Source organism: Sphingomonas sp. BL-S-28 (assembly GCF_055521515.1).
This window is the reverse complement of sequence record NZ_CM145484.1, coordinates 3,070,963-3,093,325: the sequence shown is the minus strand read 5'-3', so window position 1 is coordinate 3,093,325 and position 22,363 is coordinate 3,070,963. Positions and strand designations below refer to the sequence as shown.

The 22,363-nt window shown below is 63.4% G+C and carries 9 protein-coding genes; 5 read left to right on the top strand and 4 right to left on the bottom strand.

From position 1 onward, the window contains the following. Positions 1 to 413: 413 nt before the first annotated feature. Positions 414 to 2,501 carry a TonB-dependent receptor gene (locus ACZ1JC_RS23125; protein ID WP_465138512.1) on the bottom strand — a complete coding sequence of 696 codons (2,088 nt, stop codon included), beginning with the start codon at positions 2,499 to 2,501 and terminating at the stop codon, positions 414 to 416. Between the two features lie 430 nt (positions 2,502 to 2,931). On the opposite strand from ACZ1JC_RS23125, the gene ACZ1JC_RS23120 reads away from it, so the two are divergent. The 3 genes from ACZ1JC_RS23120 to ACZ1JC_RS23110 all read left to right on the top strand — a co-directional run bounded on the left by ACZ1JC_RS23120 (position 2,932) and on the right by ACZ1JC_RS23110 (position 5,639). Further along, positions 2,932 to 3,138, top strand: a complete 207-nt coding sequence (locus ACZ1JC_RS23120) for a hypothetical protein (protein ID WP_465137932.1) — start codon at positions 2,932 to 2,934, stop codon at positions 3,136 to 3,138. After that, complete coding sequence (locus ACZ1JC_RS23115; protein WP_465137933.1) at positions 3,135 to 3,533, top strand: hypothetical protein; 399 nt, start codon at positions 3,135 to 3,137, stop codon at positions 3,531 to 3,533. The genes ACZ1JC_RS23120 and ACZ1JC_RS23115 overlap by 4 nt, the downstream gene beginning before the upstream one ends. An 84-nt stretch (positions 3,534 to 3,617) precedes the next feature. Beyond that, a complete protein-coding gene (locus ACZ1JC_RS23110; protein ID WP_465137934.1) occupies positions 3,618 to 5,639 on the top strand; it encodes a TonB-dependent receptor in 2,022 nt (673 codons plus the stop codon). A 63-nt stretch (positions 5,640 to 5,702) separates the two neighbouring features. Here the strand turns inward: ACZ1JC_RS23110 and ACZ1JC_RS23105 are convergent, their stop codons facing one another. From ACZ1JC_RS23105 to ACZ1JC_RS23095, 3 genes are all read right to left on the bottom strand, one after another. Then, complete coding sequence (locus ACZ1JC_RS23105; RefSeq protein ID WP_465137935.1) at positions 5,703 to 6,509, bottom strand: sterol desaturase family protein; 807 nt, start codon at positions 6,507 to 6,509, stop codon at positions 5,703 to 5,705. 291 nt (positions 6,510 to 6,800) lie between these two features. Then, complete coding sequence (locus tag ACZ1JC_RS23100) at positions 6,801 to 7,466, bottom strand: TetR/AcrR family transcriptional regulator (protein ID WP_465137936.1); 666 nt, start codon at positions 7,464 to 7,466, stop codon at positions 6,801 to 6,803. A 56-nt stretch (positions 7,467 to 7,522) separates the two neighbouring features. Continuing rightward, positions 7,523 to 8,728 (bottom strand): phytanoyl-CoA dioxygenase family protein, encoded by a 1,206-nt coding sequence (locus ACZ1JC_RS23095; RefSeq protein ID WP_465137937.1) that lies wholly within the window; start codon positions 8,726 to 8,728, stop codon positions 7,523 to 7,525. Between the two features lie 620 nt (positions 8,729 to 9,348). Between ACZ1JC_RS23095 and ACZ1JC_RS23090 the strand changes: the two genes are divergently transcribed. Then, positions 9,349 to 20,430, top strand: coding sequence for a beta strand repeat-containing protein (locus ACZ1JC_RS23090; RefSeq protein ID WP_465137938.1), 11,082 nt, complete (start codon positions 9,349 to 9,351; stop codon positions 20,428 to 20,430). Further along, positions 20,427 to 22,181 (top strand): ShlB/FhaC/HecB family hemolysin secretion/activation protein, encoded by a 1,755-nt coding sequence (locus ACZ1JC_RS23085; RefSeq protein WP_465137939.1) that lies wholly within the window; start codon positions 20,427 to 20,429, stop codon positions 22,179 to 22,181. The genes ACZ1JC_RS23090 and ACZ1JC_RS23085 overlap by 4 nt, the downstream gene beginning before the upstream one ends. Positions 22,182 to 22,363 lie beyond the last annotated feature (182 nt).

The following is a 22,363-nucleotide window of genomic DNA, read 5'->3' as shown; positions in this document are numbered from 1 at the left end:
CTGGGCGCTCCATCGGGAGACATTTCCGTCGACGATAGTCGAGCATCAGAGTGCTGCGCCCGGCAACTGCGAAAGAGCGGCAGGCAAGTGGCGGTTGCGACTGCCGGAATGGCGGCGGCCGGGCTGATCCCGCGCTCGCCGGTCGTCACAAGAGGCAGGGTGATCAGTGGCTCCGGCGTCGATCACAACAGCGAATATCAAACTGATGGCAACGATGCCATGTGCGGGTCTGACGACGATAGAACGACTGCGAAGCCCAGCGTTCAGGGTTGCACAACATGGGGGCGTCGGAATAAATGCTTCACCTGGACGTCGAGGAATTGGACGACCCGCGCTTCATAGTCGATGCGCCATGGGAATAGACACTTTTGCAAATCCGGGGTGGCTTGCGGCCACCCCGGATGCCGTCTCGTTTAGAAGCTGGCGCGCGCGGTGACGCGGATGTCGCGGCCGGAGAGGGGGGCGTAGTCCTTGAGGAACGACGATGCCCGGCGTGCAACGACGTCGAAGATGTTGTTCGCCGACAGTGCGAAGCTGAGCGGACGGTCGTTGCCCCAAGGGCGGATATTCACCTCTGCATTGACCAGCGTGTAGCTGGGTGTGGTGGTCTCGAACTCGGCAACGCGGCCCTGCTTGGTGGCGTGTTCCACTTCGCCGCGAATGTCGAACTTGGTGGCCTGGTAGCTGAGGCCGCCCAGCACGCGCAGCGGCGGGATGCGCGGCGCGGGGCCGACGTTCTTGACCTGCGCGTGGACATAATCGCCCAGCGCGTCCGCCACCACCTTGCCGTCGCCGAAGCGGGCGAGTGTGAGCGATCCCTGCGCTTCGAAGCCGTAGTAGCGGGCATCGGCCTGCTGGAAGGCGTAGACGGGCAGGCCGTCCTCTTCCTCTCCGGTCAGGTCCTCGTAGATGAAGTTTGAGAACCAGGTGTGATAGGCTGAGGCTTCGAAAGTGTAGTTCTCACCGCTGCCGCGCAGGATGGCCTCGATGCTGTTCGCCTTTTCCAGCTTGAAGTTCTCATCACCCACTTCGAACGCCTGCGTGCCCGCGTGCGGTCCGTTGGCGAAGAGTTCCTCGGCCGCCGGAGCGCGCTCGGTGTGCGAGAAGTTGAGCCCGATGCGCCAGTTTTCGCCCAGACCATAAGAGGCACCGAGCGACCCTGAGAAGGCATTGAAGTTACGCGAACCGTCGAAGAACTGGTCCTGATCGCTGCCGGGGCTGGACGACAGATAGGTGTGCTCGTAACGGCCGCCGGCTTCGAACTTCAGCGCGCCGTAATCGAGCTGCTGAAGGGTGAACAGGCCGACTTGGGTGGTCGTGTTCTTGGGCAGGAAGGCTTCCTCCCCAATCACGTTGAAGTCGCGGTTATAGAACTGCACGCCGGTCACGCCGCGCCATGCGCCGTGCTTGGCTTGCGCGAATTCCAGGCGGCCTTCCATGCCCTTGTTGTAGAAGGCGGTGCCGACCGAGCCGTCTTCCTCAAGCTCTGCATGCGTGTAGTCGGCATAGCCGAGGCGCAGCGAGACTTTGTCCAGCACATTGCCGTCGCCGTTCAGTTCGGCGCGCATGTCGATGCGGTCCTGCTTCAGGCTGAGGCGCGGGGCCTCCTGTTCCTGCCCCGGCTGCGTCGCGAAGCGGATCGGCACGCCGTAGAGGCTGTCGTAATGGCTGTACGAAAAGCCCATGTTGCCGCCGCTGCCGATGTAGGCAAGGCCGGCGCCGGCGGTCCAGGTCTTGGACGCCGAGTTGGGCAGCTTGCCCTTGACCGCGGCGTTGGCGGCGAAATCGATGGGTTCCTCGCCGTCATCGACCGGCTCGGCGGGAAGCAGGCTGCTGGCCAGCGCCTCGTCGCGCAGCGTGCGGGTGAGGGCGTGGCCGCCGATCCGCATGTTGTCGCTCTTGAGGTAGCTTCCGTCGGCATGGGCGACCCAGCCGCCGGAGAGCGGCACGTCGATCGATCCCGCGCCGGAGCGTTCATTGGCCGCCGAACCGTAAGTGCCCATGGCATCGATATGGACCGGCTCGTCGGGGACCGACGTCGGGATGCGCTTGTCGATCACGTTGACGACGCCGCCGATGGCGGAGGAACCGTAAAGCAGCGACTGCGGGCCGCGCAGCACTTCGATGCGTTCCGCCAGCAACGGGTTCACCACCGCAGCATGGTCGACCGAGGTATTCGATACGTCGATCGAGCCAAGGCCGTTTGTCAGCATGCGCACGCGCTCACCCTGAAGGCCGCGCAGGACGGGGCGCGAAGCGCTGGGACCAAAAGAGGTGGCCGAGACGCCCGGCTGATGTGCCAGCGTTTCGCCGATCGAGGGGCGGACCGCCTGCGCCAGATCCTTGCCTTCCACCACCGCGACGCTGGACAGCATATCCTCGCGCTTCGTCGGGAGCAGGCCGGTGATGACGATCTGCGAACTGGCAGGCTGGTGGTAAGTGTCGGACGTCGTCTCCTGTGTCGATTGCGCGTTTTCGGTCGATTGCGCGTTTGCGACCATCGGACACGCGATAACGGCCAGCGCGCAGCCTGACAGAAGATGGAATTTCATGGGTACGAAACCTTGTACTGAATGTTGTAACATCTCAATTCGCTACCGCGCAGAGCAGGTCACGGCGAAAGGTGCGACCACACCTACGGCCCTTTTGTGATGGTACAACATTTCATCGACGCTGCGCCGCATATCCGCACGGATTGTCTAAAATATGCGACAAAAGTGCCACAGTTATGCGATGGTGCGATCGACCAGCCGAAAGTTTTGGCTGCGGCGCGATCACGCGGCCAACCCGAATCCGGGCCAGAATTCGCGCCCCGAATCAGGTGCTTGTGACGCCCTCGCTGGCGAAACATTACGAAAATGAAATGTTGTATCATCACTGTTACGGGGTAGTATAGCGGCCGCCGTCTTCACTAGCGAATGTCATTACCGAATGTCGAACCGGGGTCCTGGCGAGATCGAACTGATTATCGAACGTGGCGCCGGGGCACAGTCGCGTATCGAGGCGCTGTACGCCTATCGCAAAGCTGACGGCGAAGCGCGCGCATTCCGGGGCGCCGCGCCGGATTCCGTGATGGGGCACCTTGTGATCGACGCTCTGGATCATTGGCTGAAATGCCGCCGGGTCGATAGCCGGTGACGCGCAGTTCCGCCCGTCCATGGCGGAACGCAAGGCTGCTTTCGCGGCTGCGTGTCCTTGCCTCTTCCACTGTTCTGCTGCTCATGGCCTTGCTGCTGGGGCAGGGTGAGGCCGTACGCATCCACGCGATCGAGCATGGCCGTGCGGCCTGGGCATTTCGCAGCGATGCACGGCACCTTACCACACCGCACCGTGGCGCCGGCCATGATGATGCCACGTGCCCGCTCTGCCAGGAGGACACGTTCTTCGGGCACTATGTCACGCCCAATGCGCCGGAATTGGCAACGGTTTCGCAATACCCGGACATAGTGGTTCGCAGGATGCCGGCCGCCTTGTCCCGGCCGGTGCCGATCACGCGCTTCCGGATCCGCGGACCTCCCGCTTTCTCCGCCTGAACCCTTACCAATCATAGCCAAATTCGAACGTCGATGGCGGGCACGGTCGCGCCCGGTCGACACACGGTTCACGGAGCCAATATCATGCGTACCCTCCTTCTCGCGGGGGCGGCCGTTGCCGCTATCGCACCCTCGCTCGCCACCGCGCAGACCGCCGATGCGGATGCTCCACCGGCGAATGCCAAGGCCAGTGCCTCCACCAAGGCGCCCACGCAGATCGTCGTGACGGCATCGCCGTTCGATTCCCGTATCGACGATACGCCGGCGATCGCCGCCAAGGTCGGGCGGCAGGAAGTGCTGCTGACGGGCGGCGCCAGCATCGCGGATTCGCTGAAGGACGTCCCCGGCATTTCTGCCACCGGCTTTGCCGCCGGCGCCAGCAGACCGATCATTCGCGGCATGGATTCAACGCGCGTGCGCATCCTTGAGGACGGCATCAGCAGCGCCGACGTTTCCGACATCGGCCCCGATCACGGTGTCCCCATCGACCCGCTGGCCGCTCGCGACATCGAAGTGGTGCGCGGCGCGGGCACGCTGCGCTACGGCAGCCAGGCGATCGGCGGCGTGGTCAACGTCCTTAACAATCGCGTGCCGATGACGTTGCCCGATGCGCCGGTTACCGGCGAACTGACTGGCGGCTACAGCACCGCAGCGAATGTGGCCGAGACTTCGGGCCTGGTAGACGCGCGGGTGGGCAATTTCGCCATTCACGCCGATGCCTTCTATCGCCATGCCGACGACTACGACACCCCGCTGGGTACGCAGGACAACTCGTGGTTCCATGGCCACGGTGCATCCGGCGGCCTGTCCTACTTCTTCGGCGACAGCCATGTCGGCGGCGCCATCGACCAGTACAACGCCAGCTACGGCATCCCCAGCGACGATACCCATATCGTCATGAAGCAGACCAAGTATTTGACGCGCAACGTCTTCGACCTTGGCGATGGCCTGCTCCGCTCGCTCACCGTCGATGCGGGCTATGTCGATTACCAGCACAGCGAAGTGGAGCAGGACGGCACTGTCGATACCACGTTCAAGAACAAGGAATTCGACGGCCGCGCCGAACTGAAACTGGGGCCGATCGGACCGCTGTCTAATACGGCGCTCGGTTTCGAGTATGGCCATCGCAAGTTCTCTGCGATCGGCGATGATGCCGCCTACCTCTTCCCGACCAGGACCGAGAACGAGGCGGGATACCTGTTCACCGAACTGCCGGTGACGGACGCCATCAAGCTTCAGGCCAGCGGCCGCGTTGAACATGTCGACGTGACCGGAACGCCTGCCGACGATATCCATACCAAGACCTCGTTCACGCCGGTCAGCGGCGCGATCGGTGCCTTGTGGACGGCATCGGACGCGATCAAGCTGGGGCTTACCTTCTCCAGCACCGGCCGCGCCCCGGCCCAGACCGAACTCTTCGCCCGTGGCGGACATGATGGTCCGAACACTTTCGAAACCGGCGATCCGAACCTGAAGATCGAACGCGCCAATTCGCTGGAAGCCAGCCTTCGCGTTCACAGCGGCCGTTTCCGGTTCGAGGGCAGCGTCTACAGCACCTGGTTCAACAACTTCATCTACGGCGACCTGACCGGCCGCACTTGCGACGATGACGGCGTCTGCGCGGATGGCGACGGCGGCGCACTGAAGGAATTGTTCTATCGCCAACAGGATGCGCACTTCCGCGGCGTGGAAGGGCAGGCCAGTTACGATATCGTCGATGACGCTTCGGGCACCTTCACGTTCAAGACCATGGCCGACTATGTGCGCGCCACGCTGGATGACGGCAGCAACGTGCCGCGCATCCCGCCTTATCGGATCGGCGCGGGCTTCGACTGGACGAACAAGCGTCTCGATGCCGGGATGATGCTCAAGTACGTGGGGCGTCAGGACAAGTTCGGCGAATTCGATACGGCGACGCCCAGCTACTATGACCTTGGCGCGCAGATCGCATGGCGTCCGTTCACGGACCATCAGGGCATCGAATTCGCCGTAGTCGGCCAGAACCTGACGAACGATGTCCAGCGTGACGCGGCCGCTCTCAACAGGGACGACGTGGTCATGCCGGGCCGCAACGTCCGCTTCGTCGTCAAGCTGGCCATGCCCTGACGACAGGTTGCAGGTTGGCCGCTGATCCTTGCTGGAGGGGCGGCCAACCTGCCTGTTTCCGCGTTATTCCGCCGCTTCGGCTGCCAATCCCTCTGTGGGTGTAGGCATTGCGCCGCGCCCTCGGGCAGCCGCACGATCCTTCACCGCTACGAAATCGCTTTCGTATTTCTTGCGCACCGTGCCGCACAGATAGTCCCAGATCGTGGTGTATCCGCCGTAGTTGCCGTTGAAGTAACGATGATGCTGGTCATGGAAGGTGGCGGTGATGAACCACTTCGTTGCCCAGCTGCGGTTCCACCAGCGGGGCAGGAACTCGTAACCCGAATGGACGTAGAGGCCCATGATGATGTTGGTGGGCAGGATCAGCGCCATCGTCGCTTCGTGAACCGTGAAGACCGAAAGAAAGAGCGGAACGAAACCGCCATTGATCATCGATTCCAGCGGGTTGACCGAAAGCGTCGTCAGCAGGTTGGGCGAGGTGGACTTGTGATGCAGCTTGTGGACCCAGCTGTAGAACGGTTCCTTGTGCATGGCCCGGTGGAGCCAATAGAAATAGGTATCGAACAGCAGGAAATAGGCGCCGAATTCCAGTGCGATGGTCCACCAGGCGGCCGGTTCGCGATGAAACGCAATCCACCCATGCGCGGAAAGCCACGCGCTTGCCGATCCGATGATCTTGCCGGAAATGGCCAGAGTGATGACGGCGACGATCGCCTCGTTGCGGAAGGTCTTGAGCTTGAATCCGCGTGGCTGGATCTTTCTGGCCTTGAAGAAGCCGGACAATACGCCCGCGGCAATTCCTGCCGCCACGAATGCCCAGAGCCAGAGCGTAAGGGCATGTTCACCGCTGATGAAAGGCTTGAACATCATGCGTCGATCACGAAAGCGCGATCGCGAAAGCGACGATGTGCGCGCTGACGGCCAGCAGGCCTGCCAGGGCAATGGGGCGGAACTGGGTGGCGGTCATCTCTTGTCTCCTTGGTCGGCCGCTGTGACGGCTGCGTGGAGAGCGAGGTGGCAGGAGGCGAACGGCCGGCAAGTGGAATTACGTTACGGTGCCTCGGCGTCTTTAAAAATACCTTTATATTAATCACTTGACGCTTCGCGCATCGTGGATCGTCACCCGGTCAGCGCGAATTGGTTGGTCCTTTGATGCGGGCACTACCAAGCCCGCGAACCGCTCAGCAGAAGGTCGATGATATATTCCGCCTGGGAATGCGCCTCTGCCCGGCTGAGCGGCGCCCCAGGGCCGCGGATGTCCCGCCATCCCGAAATCGTCGACATGACCACCTGCGCGATCGCTTCCGGATCCTTCGCATGAATTCCCGAGGCGGGGCCGTAAGTTAGGATGTCCCCCGCGATCAGGTCCACCATTTCCCGATAGCCGAAGAACTCGGCACTCATTTCGGATGGGCCGCGACCGGCGGCGCTGAGTATCAGGCGCCTGTAGGCCCGGATTTCGGGTTTCGTGGTCCATTCGAACAGAGTCGCCGTATGGTGGATCAACCGCTTTCGCAGATCCGGCTCCAGCTTCTCCGTCTCCGGCGTGGTTATCCGCGACCATCGGGCGACGCGATCCTGCAGCACTGCATGGAGCAGCGCCATCTTGTCGGGATAGCGCTTGTACAGTGTGGTCTTGGGGATCTGGACGGCTGCCGCGATGGACTCCATCGCGGTTCCGTCAAACCCGTCTGCCAGAAACATTTCCGCCGCGGCATCGATGATCGCTTCGGTAATCGCCGCAGATTGTTCGCGGGAAGGGCGGCCCCGTCCGGTCGGCCGCTGATCCTTGCGGGGGGCGGCGTCGTGCGCTTCTGCTGGTGTCACACATTTTTTCCTGTGGCCGGTGCATTCCCATAGCGCACCGGCTTCAAGCGGCAAGTTTAAGTCCCAGCCTCGCGAAGCAGATCGTTCACGCGTTCGCGCAGTTCACCCACCGAGGTGTCGATCAGGCGGCCGGCGAGCGGGATTTCGGTGTACATTACGCGCCGCTCGGACGAGACCGGCGCTGTCGCTTCATGGAGCGTGCAGGACAGATGCACCGTCAGATCGCCGGGTTCGGTGGAAAGCGCGACGCGCGGCAGGTAGGGCTCCGTCTTCGCGATCTCCACCGGCATGGCGAGGCGATGAGAACCGGCGATCACCCGCAATTGCCCGTTGCTTTCGTTCGAAGCGGTAACCGCGATGCCGACAGTCATGCGCGCGCATGCGTAACTGTGCCGTCCCAGGTGGCAATCGCGGTGGAACGGCAGGTCCGATGGTCCCGACACTATGCCGACGGGTTTGAACAGAGCCTCGATAATCCGGCCTTTCACCGGCTTTCGGGCAAGTTTCTCGTTGTCTTCCAGAATGCTGATCAGGCGTTCCCAGGTTTCGCCGCCCAGCAGGGCCGCGGTGGAGGGCGATCTTTCGACGAATTCCTGAAGGCGCACGCACACGCGTGCGCCGTCCGCCGCTTCGGCCCACCATGATTTGCCGTCGCCTTCGGCATAGTCTTCGCGGGCGGCATCCATCTCTTGCGAGATCGCCGTAACAAGATCGGGATCGATCCAGCCCCGCAAGTAAACGAACCCGGCCTCCCGCAGGAAATGGGCGATCTCTTTCGCGTCGTCATCCGGGGTGAAGGCGCGGTGCAGGTCCATGGGCTGGCCTGTGGCATCGCGGAAAGTCAGCGTGGGATCGACGACCGGCCAGCCTTCCAGAATGGCGATCCACAGCGAATCCCAGATCGAAACGTCGCGCAGCGTTCCGCCCCGAAAGGTGAAGTCACGGGCGACCATCATGCCGTTGAACGTCAACTGGTTCTGGACCCAGTCGGTGAACTGGCCACCGGAAAGGGTCACCGTCAGCGCGCCCTCGATCGGCCCCGGTACGATGGCGATTGCATGTCCACCAGGGGCGAGCGACCAAACTCCGCCCGGCGTTTCGATAGTTAGCGGCTTTACCACAAAGTGCGCGGCAGCCGTGCCGGCGATCGCGCCATGAAGGGCGAGTCGGGCGGGCAGCTCGTCCGCGAAGAAATTCTGCGGGGATACGCTTCCGCGTCGGTCTTCGTCCCGCCTTGTGCGCCGATCCAGTTTGAACGTCATGGCATCCTTCCCGCTTTTTCGGTGGAGATCGCCTCTTCTCTCGGAGGCGGCAGTTAAAATGTACGATCCGTAGCATAATGAGTCGCGATGCTTCCCGCAAGGGCGACGGGATATGCGGGAGGCGGGTGTGCGAGGGGCGGCCGAAGCAATGCCTCCATTTCGGTTGTGGGCGCCGTGAAAGGGGGAGTCGCCAAGGTATGCAAGAGCCGAGGCAAGCCTGTTTCATCAGGCCGGCAACGGCGGATCGCAAGATGTGGCGTCGCGTCATTTTTCGCCGGATCGATGCCTCGATCGAAAGAACAACGGCATGGCGTGTGGACCGAAAATCAACAAAATTAGTTGATCTGAAAGTCGAGATCCAATGGTTATATGTTGAATTTTGCACATTCTGTGAATCGACAGAATGATGCTCTGCGTCGTGTTAAGTATTGACATTACGCGGAAACCTCTATGTCTTCTCTCCGGGATCTGCGAGTCCGGCGGCGGGCAGCGAGGTCTTAATTATGCGATCTGCACGTATTCGCCCTGCGATGCTGAGCACGACGACGCTTGGGGCGGTCCCGCCCTGCCACCGTGGCGGCCTGCGTTTGCCGTCTGCAGGATACCGCTGGCCTGTCGCGATGATGGCGGCACCATTGCTGCTCACCTTGGCAACACCCTGCCTGGCGCAAACGGCGACCCTTCCGACTGGCGGGGTATTTGCCGGCGGATCGGGCACGATCACCACGTCCGGAACCACCATGACGATCGCGCAGGGATCGACGCGCGCGGTGATCGACTGGACGGACTTCTCGATCGGGGCGGATCGCACCGTCCAGATCAACAATGCCGCCGGTGCGACGCTGAATCGTGTCATGGGCGGGCAGCTTTCGCGGATCGACGGCGCGCTTTCGGCTACCGGTTCGGTCTATCTGATGAATCCCAACGGGATGATCGTGGGGCCGGGGGGCAAAGTCCTGACCGGCGGCAGCTTCGTCGCATCGACCCGCCAGATCGATCCTGCAGCCTTCATGGCCGGCGGGGCGATGCGGGCCACCGGCCACTCGGCGGGCGACATCGAGAACCAGGGCACGATCAGCGCGGAAAACGGCAGCGTGGTGATGATCGCGCGCTCGGTGAACAACAGCGGCTTGATCAGCGCCGCGCAGGGACGCGTAACCTTGGCAGCGGCCGATGACGTGCTGCTGGCGACGACCGATGGCAAGGCGGACGGCATCTATGTCTCCTACGGCGCCGGCGGAGGCGACATCACCCAGACCGGCCGGATCGAGGCCGCTGCAGCCGCGCTGAAGGCGGCAAACGGCAATATCTTCGCGCTGGCGGGCAATCGCGACGGGCTGGTGAAGGCCACCGGTACGGCGACTGTCGACGGACAGCTTTGGCTGACGGCGCCATCCGGAACGGTGGAGGTCGGCGGGACGCTTGCGGCCACCCGCGCGGATGGCACCGGCGGCACGGTCGGCGTCAATGGTGCGCAAGTCCACCTTGCCGCAAGCGCCGATATTCGGGCGACCGGAACCAGCGGGGGCGAAGTGCTGGTCGGCACTTCGGGCTATGCCAGCGGGGCCGACCTCGCCCAGTCCACAGTGATTGCCGATGGCGCCCGGATTTCGGCGGGCGGCGCCCAGGGTGGCGGCCTGATCGAAACGTCCGGCCATAGCTTCGACGTTGGCGCGGCCAGCATTTCGGCAGGAACCGGCGGCACCTGGCTGATCGACCCGGATGACCTGCTTATCGATGCCACTGCGGCATCGACGATCGTTGCCGCGCTGAACGCCAATTCCAACGTCACCCAGCAGACCACGGCCGGCGGCACCGGCGGCGTAGGGGACATCACCGTTGCCGCACCGATCGTCTGGACCGGCAGCGGCAACCTGACGCTGAATGCCTATCGCGACGTCATCGTCGGCCAGATGATCTCCGGCGCGGGCGAACTGGAGATCGACGCGGGGCGGGACGTTACCGTCAGTGCGCCGATTTCGGTGGCGCAGAGCCTGTTTCTGGTGTCGGGAACGCTTACTTTGGCGGCCGGAAGCTCGATCAGCGCGACGGGCAATATTGGCCTGGAAACGGGCACGTTCATCAACAATGCGGGGGCGAGTGCGCTTACCTCCAGCGGCGGGAATTGGTTCGTCGCTTCGAACGATCCCGCAGCCGATAACGATGGCGGCCTGACGCCGGACTATTACGCCTATGATTACAACAACGTAACGGCTTTCCCCGCCCCCGGAAATGGCCGGTTCTACCGCGTGGCGCCCAGTGTGAGCTTTACTTTGGGGCCGGTGATCAAGGATTACGATGGCACCACCACGGCCACGCTGAACGACAGCAACGTCACCATGACGGGCATCATCAACAGCGATCTCTGGACGCTGGACGGTACCTATGCCGACAAGAACGCCGGCACCGGCATTGCCGTAACCGCAACCAATTTCCAGGCGACGCACAACGGCATCCCGGTCTTTGGCTATACCGTAACGACACCCAGCGTGACCGACACGGTCGGTACGATAAACCCGATGGCGCTGACCGCGGCGATCATCGGCAATCCCACCAAGACCTACAACGCCACCACGGCCGTCTCGCTGACATCGGGGAATTTCCAACTGACGGGCGTAGCCGCCGGTGAAACCATCACCGTGGGCAATGCGGCGACGGCGGCCTACGATTCGCCCAATGCCGGTGCCCGTACCGTCAATGCGACCTTCACGACACCCAACTTCAGCGCGGGGGCGGGGACCAGCCTTTCCAACTATATCCTGCCGACAGCCGCAACCGGCGCGGGCACGATCGATCCGGCCTCCATCCTGATCAGCGGCATCGTCGCGCAGGACAAGGTTTACGACAGCACCACCGTCGCCCAGATCGATACCTCGTCGGCCTCGATCTTCGGTGTGGTGGGCAGCGACGACGTCACGCTGAACTTTTCGGGTGCGACCGGTGTCTTCGCGACCAAGAACGTGGGGACGAACATCCCGGTTACCGCCGCCGGTATCACGCTGAGCGGCGCGGCTGCAGGCAACTACGTGGTTGCGCAGCCCAGTGGGCTTTCCGCCAACATCACCGTGGCACCACTGGTCGTGACCGGGATCACCGCGAATGACAAGGTCTATGACGGCACCTTTTTCGCGGCCGTGAACACGGCGGGTCTGCAGGTTTCCGGGCTTTATTCAGGTGATTTCGTGGAGCCTGTATCCACGCCCGGCGCGCAGATCACTTTCGCGCAGAAGGACGTGGGGCAAAACATTCCCGTGACCATCAGCGGGATTGTGCTGAGCGGCACCGACGCGGGCAACTACAACCTCAGCTTCTCGTCCTCGCTCACCGCGGCGATCACGCCCCGGCCGTTAACGCTTACCGGCAGCGGAATGCCGACCAAGCTCTATGACGGCACCACCAATGCGATCGTCTCCAGCGATCAGGTCGCGTTCGGCAACGTCGTGGCTGGCGAATCCATCGGCGTTACGCAGGCGTCCGGGCTCAATTACGCGTCCAAGAACGTCGGCATCTGGGACATCAACGTAGCTCTCAACCCGTCGGACTATGTGGCCGGTCCAAACACGCTGCTGTCGAACTACATCCTGCCTACCGTCGGCACGATCCAGGGCGAGATCACGCCCGCGCCGCTGACCATCGTCATCGTCGGCAATCCGACCAAGGTCTACGACGGCAATGCCAATGCCTCGCTCGGCCCATCCAACTTCTTCGTGGACGGCTTCGTCACGGGCGAAGGAGCCACGATCAATCAGACGCAGGGAACGTACGCGTCTTCCAACGCCGGCATCTGGACGGTTTCCGCCGATCTGACCGTCAGCAATTTCGATCCCAATTCGAATACGCTGATGTCCAACTACATCATCCCCTCGCCCGTCACCGGGCTGGGCACGATCATCCGGCGCAACCTTGGTCCGGGCGTCATCAATGTCGACATCACCGGCAATCCCACCAAGGTCTACGACGGCAACACCGTCGCCACGCTGACACCGTCGGATTACACGCTGAGCGGCTTCATCACCGGCGAAGGCGCGACGATCACGCAGACGGTGGGCGTCTACGGCAACAAGGATGCCGGACTGCGGACGGTGACCGCACAATTGGCACCCACCGATTTCGATCCCTACCCCAATACCAATCTGGACAACTACACGCTGCCCACCGAAGCGACGGGCATCGGCACTATCCTGCGCGCGCCGCTCACGGCCACGATCATCGGCAACCCCACCCGCGTCTACAACGGTGCGACGCGTGTCGGCCTGACATCGGCCAACTTCGAGATTTCGGGCCTCGTCGCGGGCGAATCCATGACCGTGACTGGCGTGGGCACCGGCGACTTCGATAGCCGCAACGCCGGCAGCCGCGTGGTCACCGCCGCGCTGCCGGGCACGTCGGTCTTCACGGCGGGTGCCAATACGCTGCTGACCAACTATGTCCTGCCTGTCGACGCCGCAGGGCCGGGCACGATAACGCCCGCGCCGCTGGTGATCCTCGGCATGACCGCGCAGAACAAGGTCTACGATCAGACCACGCTGGCGCAGCTTGCCGGAACGCCTTCCCTGTTCGGCCTTGTCAGCGGGGACGACGTTACGCTGGATCCCAGCGCCTCCACCGGCAATTTCGTGACGCCGAATGTCGGCAACGGCATATCGGTCATCGTCTCGGGCTATACGGTGACCGGCGCGGACATTGCCAATTACCAGCTGTCCCAGCCGACCGGGCTCACCGCCAACATCACGCCGCGCGGCCTCACCATCGCCAACCTGACGGCGCTGGACAAGTTCTACGACGGCACCACCGCCGCCACGCTATCCGGCACCGCCACGCTGACCGGCGTGCTTTCGGGCGACGATGTGGTGCTGAGCGGCTCTGGATCGTCCGCCGCTTTCCGTCAGGTGAACGTGGGCACCAACTTGCGCGTCGATGTCGGCGGCTATGCCATTTCCGGCGCGCAGGCAGGCAATTACTCGCTGTCGCAGCCTTCGGGCCTGACGGCGGACATCAACCCGCTGCCACTGACCGGCAGCATTATCGGCAATCCCACCAAGACCTACGACGGCACCACCCAGGTTTCGCTGACGGCGGCGAACTACCAGATTTCTGGCTTCGTTGCGGGAGAGGGCGGTGCGCTCACCCAGTCGGCCGGAGCCGCCTATGACAGCCCGAATGCCGGTGCGCGGACGGTAACCGCCACGGTGGTCGTATCCGACTTCACGGCCAACGCCGGGACATTGCTGTCCAACTACGTGTTGCCCACCAGCATTTCCGGCCCCGGTACGATCACGCAGGCCATGCTGAGCGCGGCGATCGTGGGCAATCCCACCAAGGTCTACGATGCCACCACCGCCGCCACGCTGACGCCCGGCAATTTCCAGCTGAGCGGCTTCGTATCCGGCGAAAGCGCCGACGTCACGCAGACGGTGGGCACGTACGACAGCAAGAACGTGGGTTCCCGCATGGTAACGGCCACGCTCGGCTCGGGCGATTTCACGGCAGGGGCGGGTACGACCCTGGCCAATTACGTGCTGCCTACCAGCGCGAGCGGTCTTGGCACGATCACGCAGGCCTCGGTGCAGGTGATCGGCATCACCGCCAACAACAAAGTCTATGACGGAACGACGCAGGCGACGCTCAACAGTTCGGCCGGCTCGCTTTCCGGCGTGTTCGCCGGTGATACCGTCACCCTCGTCTCCACCGGCGCTACCGGTCAGTTCGCCACCAAGAATGTGGGCGTGAACATTCCGGTTACGGCGACCGGCTACACGACATCGGGAGCGGACGCGCCCAACTACATCGTGCTGCAGCCGACCGGCCTTGCGGCGAACATTACCGAGGCGACGCTGCAGCTTGCCTCCGTCACCAAGGTTTACGATTCCACCGTCAATCTGCCCACTTTGGGCAGTGCCTATACTCTGTCCGGCGTCGTCGCGGGCGATACCGTGAATGTAGAGGCCGGCGGCATCGCCGGGGCCTATGACAACAAGAACGTCGGCACCGGCAAGCTGGTGACGCTGACCGGGCTTGCCATCAGCGGCGCGGATGCGGCCAACTATACGATCGCTTCCAGCGTCACGAATGAAGCGATCGGCACGATCACCCCGGCCACGCTGAACGTGATCGGCGCGCTGGCGCAGAACAAGACTTACGACCAGAACTCGATCGCGCAGATCAACAACGCCGGTACTACGCTCAGCGGCGTGCTCGGCAGTGACGTCGTCAATCTGACAAATGCCAGCACCGGCAACTTCGTCGACGCTTCGAACAATCCCACGCCCAACGCGGGCACCTGGAACGTACTGACGACCGCCTATTCCATTTCCGGCACAGACGCGGCGAACTACACATTGGTTCAGCCGCAGGGGTTGCGGGGCACGATCAATCCGTTGGGCATTTCGCTGCTCTCGGTCACGAAGGTCTATGACGGCGCCGTGACGCTGCCCACCGCCTCCACCGGCTATACCTTCGGCGGCATTCTTGTGGGCGACGATGTCACGGCCAATGCCGGCGCTGCCGTGGGTCAATATGACGGCGGCAATCCGAACGTGGGCACAGGCAAGCCGGTGACGGTCAGCAGCCTTGGCCTGTCCGGCGCGCAGGCGGGCAATTACTTCGTTCAGCCGGTAACCGGCGCCACCATCGGCACGATCACGCAGGCCATTTTGAGCGCTGCGATAATCGGCAATCCTACCAAGGTCTATGACGGCACCACCGATGCCACGCTGACCAGCGGCAACTTCCAACTGACCGGCTTCGTGACGGGCGAGGGTGCCACCGTCACCAAGACGACGGGTACGTATAACAGCCCGAACGTCGATGCGCTGACCGTCACGACCGGGCTGCTCGATACCGACTTCACCGCCAATTCGGGCACGCTGCTGTCGAACTATGTGCTGCCGACCAGTGCGACCGGTCAGGGCACCATCACCGCGCGCCTGCTGACCGTCTCCGGGGTAACGGCGAACAACAAGGTCTATGACGGCACCACCGCGGCCACGCTGAACAACACGTCCGCCACACTGAACAATGTCGTCAGCCCCGATACCGTGGCCCTCAATTACTCCGGTGCGACCGGCACTTTTGCGACCAAGAACGTCGGCACCGGCATAGCGGTGACGGCAGCGGGCTATACGCTCGATAATAATCCCTTCGGCAATTATGTGCTGGAGCAGCCCACCGGGCTCTCGGCGGACATTACGCAGGCGTTGATCCAGCTGACCAGAGTGACCAAGGTCTACGACGCCACGACCAACCTGCCGACGCAATCCTCTGCCTATACTCTGGGCGGCGTGGTCACGGGCGATGATGTCAGCGTCAATACCGCCGGCATCGCGGGGTCCTATGCCGACAAGAACGTGGGCAACACCATCAACGTGTCACTGACCGGGCTGGCGATCAGCGGCGCGGATGCCGGAAACTACAGCATTTCGAGCATCGTCACCGCTCAGCCCATCGGCGTGATCACGCCGGCCACGCTGAACGCGGTGATCATCGGCAATCCCACCAAGGTCTACAACGGCAACACGGCCGCCACCCTTGCCAGCACCAATTACCAGCTGACCGGCTTCATGGGCGGGGAAGGGGCGACGATCAACCAGACGGTCGGCGCCTATGACAGCGCCAACGCCGGCGCGCGTACCGTCACGGCCGTGCTGGCGGCGGGCAACTATGCCGCGAACGTGGGGACGGACCTTAACAACTATATCCTGGCGACCGGTGCTTCGGGCAGCGGCACGATCACGCAGGCTACCCTGCTGGCGGCGATCGTCGGCGATCCCACCAAGACCTATGACGGCAATAACGCTGCCGTGCTGACAAGCGGCAACTTCCAGCTGACCGGCTTCATCGGCAGCGAAAGCGCTACGGTTACGCAAACGGCCGGGCTCTACGACAATGCCAACGCCGGACCGCGCACGGTCACTGCCAGCCTTGTCGACACCGATTTCCTGGCCGGTTCGGGCACGCTGCTGTCGAACTATATCCTGCCGACCACGGCCAGCGGTGCGGGCACGATCGATCAGGCGGTGCTGACGGCGGCGATCGTGGGCAATCCCACCAAGACCTATGACGGCAATGCCAATGCCACGCTGGCTAGCGGCAACTACCAACTCACCGGCTTCGTCACGGGTGAGGGGGCGACGGTGACGCAGACCGTTGGCCTTTACGATAGCGCCAATGCCGGACCGCGCACCGTGACTGCCAGCCTTGGCAGCGGGGACTTTACGGCCAATTCAGGCACGCTGCTGTCGAACTATGTCCTGCCGATCAGCGCCAGCGGGGCCGGCACGATCGGCCAGGCGGCGCTTACCGCCGTCATCATCAACAACCCGACGAAGGTTTACGACGGCAACACTGCGGCTGCGCTTGTCAGCGGCAATTACCAGCTGATCGGCTTCATAGGCAGCGATAGCGCCACGGTGACGCAGACGGCCGGCTTGTATGACAGCGCCAATGCCGGACCGCGTACCGTAACGGCCGCTCTGGCCGGCGGTAATTTCACGGCCGGTTCGGGCACGCTGCTGTCGAACTATATCCTGCCGACGACGGCGAGCGGCGCGGGCACGATCACGCCGGCCGCGCTGACGGCCGCGATCGTGAACAACCCCACCAAGGTCTACGACGGCACCCTCGTCGCGATTCTGACGGGCACGAACTTCCAACTCACCGGCTTCATCGGCAGCGAAGGCGCCACGGTGACGCAGACGCGGGGGCTGTACGACAGTGCCAATGCCGGTGCGCGCTCGGTCTCGGCACTGCTGGGAAGCGGGGATTTCACGGCCAATTCGGGCACCCTGCTATCCAACTACGTTCTGCCGACCACGGCCAGCGGCACCGGCACGATCACCCAGGCCGCGCTTCTGGCCTCGATCGTCGGCGTTCCCACCAAGACCTACGACGGCACCTTGCTGATGCCGCTTACTTCCGCGAACTATGCGATCGACGGCTTCGTCGCGGGCGAAGGCGCCACCATCACCAAGACGGAAGGCTTCACCACTTCCCCCAACGCCGGCATCCGGACGGTTGTCTCCACGCTGGGCAGCGGGGACTTCGTGGCGAACAGCGGCACTCTGCTCTCCAACTACATCCTGCCCACGGAGGCGCGCGGCTTCGGGTTGATCCTGCGCGCGGTGCTGAACGCCACCATCATCGATAACCCGACCAAGGTCTATGACGGCAACACCAGCGCCGTGCTGACCAGCGCCAGCTACAGCCTGACCGGCTTCGTCGGCAGCGACGGTGCCACCATCACCGAGACGGCGGGCACTTACGACAGTGCCAATGCCGGTGCACGCACGGTTACCGCGATGTTGGGAAGCGCCGATTTCGTGGCCAATTCCGGCACGCTGCTGACCAATTACGTGCTGCCCGCCAGCGCCACCGGCGCGGGCACGATCACGCAGGCCACGTTGCTGGCGGCGATCGTCGGCAATCCGACCAAGGTCTACGACGGCAACACCAATGCCACTCTGACCAGTGCCAACTACACGCTCACCGGCTTCATCGCGGGTGAGGGGGCCAGCGTTACCCAGACGTTTGGCACTTACGCAGACCGCAATGTCGGCCTGCACGGCGTCACCGCAAGCCTCGGCAGCGGCGATTTCACCGCCAACAGCGGCACTCTGCTGTCGAACTACGTGCTGCCGACCAGCGCCATCGGGATCGGCACGATCACGCAGGCGCAATTGATCGCGGCAATCATCAATAATCCCACCAAGACGTACGACGGCACCACCACGGCCACCCTGACGAGCGCGAACTTCGGCCTTCTCGGCTTTGCGCCGGGAGAGGGGGCCACCGTCACGCAAACCGCCGGCCTTTATGGCGATCCCAATGCCGGTATCCGCACGGTGACGGCGAACCTTGCTAGCGGTGACTTCGTCGCCAACAGCGGCACGCTGCTCAGCAACTATATCCTGCCCACCAGCGCCAGCGGGCTGGGCACGATCATGCAGGCGATCCTGACCGCCGCGATCGTCGGCAATCCCACCAAGGTCTACGATGGCACTACGGCCGCCACGCTAACCAGCGCCAATTACACGCTGACTGGCTTCATTGGCGGGCAAGGCGCCACTGTCACCCAGACCGTGGGGTCCTATGACAGCCCCAATGCAGGCGCACGCACCGTCACCGCCGGCCTGGGCAGCGGCGATTTTACGGCCGATAGCGGCACCTTGCTCTCCAACTATGTCCTGCCGACCAGCGCATCCGGAGCGGGCACGATAAACCAGCGCCCGCTGGACGGTCGCGCGATCGACGGGGCGATCATCGGCAATCCCACGAAGGTCTACGACGGCAACATCGTCGCCACGCTGACGCCCGCCAATTACGAACTGACGGGCTGGGTCGGCAACGATGGCGCCATCATCACGCAGACCGTGGGCACCTATTCCGGCAAGGATGTAGGCCTTCACCTGATTACGGCGCTGCTCGATCCGTCCGACTACACGCCCACCGGCACCACGCTCCTGTCCAACTACATTCTGCCCACCCGCGTCTTCGGGCCGGGAACGATCACCCGCGCCATGCTGACCGCCGCCATCATCGGCAACCCGACGAAGACTTACGACAGCACCACAACGGCAACGCTGACGGGCGGCAACTACCAGCTGACCGGCTTCGCACCGGGCGAAGGGGCCGCGGTCTCGCAGACATCGGGCCTCTACGACAGTCCCAATGCCGGATCGCGCACGGTGACGGCGGCCCTCGGCACCGGCGACTTCACCGCCAATTCGGGAACGCTGCTGTCGAACTATATCCTGCCGACCACGGCCAGCGGCGCGGGCACGATCGATCGCGCGGTGCTGCAGGCCAGCATCATCGGCAATCCCACCAAGACCTATGACGGCAACAGCCGCGCCACGTTGACTAGCGCAAACTATGTGCTGACGGGCTTCGTCGCCGGGCAGGGGGCCACCGTCACCGAGACTTCGGCGATCTATGACGGCCCCAATGCCGGCGCACACACCGAAACCGCCGCGCTGGACGGTTCGGACTTCGTCGCCAATTCCGGCACGCTGCTGAGCAACTACATCCTGCCCACCAGCGCGATGGGAGACGGCACCATCACCAAGGCCGATCTCACCGTCTCCATCACCGGCAATCCCACCAAGCAGAAGGACGGCAATACCGATGCCACATTGAAGCCGGGCGATTACACGATCACCGGCTTCGTCCCCGGTGAAGGCGCCACCATCACCCAGACGCACGGCACTTACGCCTCGGCCGATCCCGGCCAGCATGAAGTGACCGTAGGGCTTTCGCCGTCCGACTATCAGGCCAACCAGGGCACGCTGCTGGACAACTACAACTTGTCCAGCGTCGCCACCGGGCCGGGCACGATCCTCTATGCCTATCCTTGCGCCTCCATCGTGGAGTGCCTGCCCGATCTGCCGGACCTGCAAGGCAAGGTGGCTGGAGGAATTTTCGGGCGGTTCTACATAGTCTACCCCAGCGTCTTCCCCCGCTATCAGGGCTATACGCAGGGCATGGCGGCGATGCCGAGCATCCTTGAGGCGGGCGGCGTGGACCGGACGGCAAACGGCTGGACCATCCGCAAGCGCAGCGCGGTGCTCAATTCGGCCGAACAGATCCTGAACCGGGGTGGAGGCAGCATGCAGATCCAGATCCAGTATGACCCGCCGCTTCCGCCGATCGGGCCGTTGACCGCGACGGAAAGCAACGCGGCAGGCGGGCCGGTCGGGGGGCAATGATGAAGGCAGAACAACTGAAGGCCGCGCTGGTCGCGGCCGGGATGGGAATGCTTGCGATGGGCCCGGGGCTTGCCTCGGAACAGGCCCAGGCGCAGGATTTCGAACGACGCCTGCCCAAGCAGCCACCGAACCAGCCGCCACCCGAAGTACCCACCCCGCCGCCGGAAACCGCATCGCCCGACGATGCCGCGCAGATCCTGCCGGAACTGCGCGGGCTGGTCTTCGTGAACGGCACCGGCGGCTTGCAACCCGCAGGCATCGCAGCGGACACCGTCGGCAACGGCGTGGAGGTGCGCGGCCTGCCTTTGCTCGCCAATCCGGGGTTCGATGCGGCGGTGCGCCCCTACCTCGGCCGCCCGCTGACGCGCGGAGACCTCAACGCCATCATCCGCATCGTCCAGAACAGCTATCGGGCTGGCGAGCATCCTTTCGTGGACGTGGGCGCGCCGCCACAGAACGTGCAGAGCGGCGTGGTGCAGATCGTCGTCACCGAATTCCGCGTGGGCGCCATCGAAGTTACCGGCAACCGGCATTTCTCCACCCCGCTGATCAAGGGGATGAGCGATCTGAAATCCGGCGATGTGCTCACCTTGCCGCGCCTGCGGACGGCACTGGACGATTACAACCAGAACCCGTTCCTGACCGTGGACGGTGTCGTGCGGCCGGGGCAGGAGACCGGAACCACCGACCTTGTGCTGCAGGCGAAGGACCGTTTTCCGGTGCGCGTCTATGGCGGGTACGACAATCAGGGCGTGCCCACGCTGGGGCGTGACGAATGGTTCGTGGGCTTCAACTGGGGCAATGTGCTGGGGACCGGGCAGATCCTGTCTTACCAGTACACCCGCAGTTTCGAGGGGGAATATACCTCCCATTCGGCCAGCGACGTTATTCCGTTGTCGCCGCATGACCGGCTGATCTTCTTCGGCGCCTATTCCACCCAGAAGCCCAATTTCTCGGAGCTGTTCGACAGCACCGGCCATTCCGGCCAGGTCAGCGGCCGTTTCGTGCACAACATGCGCGGCCCCGGCACGGTGCGGACCAGCATCCAGGTCGGCATGGATTACAAGCGGGCCGACAGCAATCTGGAATTCCTGGGCTTCCGCCTGCTCGATACGGCCGTGGAAGTGTTCCAGTTTCCAGTGATCTTCACCGGCACCATCGACGATCGCCTTGGGCAGACCGTGCTGGAGAACCAGACCGTGATCTCCCCCGGCGGGCTTACCAACCACAATACCGACGCCGATCTCCAGCAATTGGTGCCTTATGCCAAGGCGACTTATGCCTACGACCGCATCTCGATCACCCGCACCACCTACTTCCCGCACGGGATCAACTGGGTGGTGCGCGGCATGGCGCAGTTCGCCACCAGCAACCTGCCGTATAGCGAGCAGCTTTCGGCCGGCGGCCTTGGCAGCGTGCGCGGCTATGATCCCAACGCCGCTTTGGGCAGCGAGGGCGTGCTGCTGAAGACCGAACTCAATTCGCCGGCCTTCCATCTGATCGCGTCCAGCGGGGACTTTGCCGACCAGATCCAGTTCGGTGTCTTCGTCGATTACGGCAAGGTCTGGCAGCGTCGGCGTTTCCCGGATTCGCCCAAGAATGCCGAACTCGCCAGTGTTGGCGGCAAGGTGCACTATACGCTGGGCCGCTACCTCGATCTGGAGGTCGATCTGGGCCGCCAGCTGCAAAAGGCGCCGTTCGCCAAGGACAAGGATACCCGACTGGCAGTGATGGCCACGGTCGGCTTCTGATTGACCCGGTTCAGGCCGCGTCCAATCGCGGCCGGACGAAAGCTTGCGATGGAATTGCCTCTGTTCGCGGTGGACAGTGGATAGAGGACGGGTCTGCTTCGTTTCCTAGATGGAGCGCGATGCGCGGCCTTGGGCAGATGCCCCGGCCGCGAACCTCGTGCCGAAAACGACATCTAGGAGAG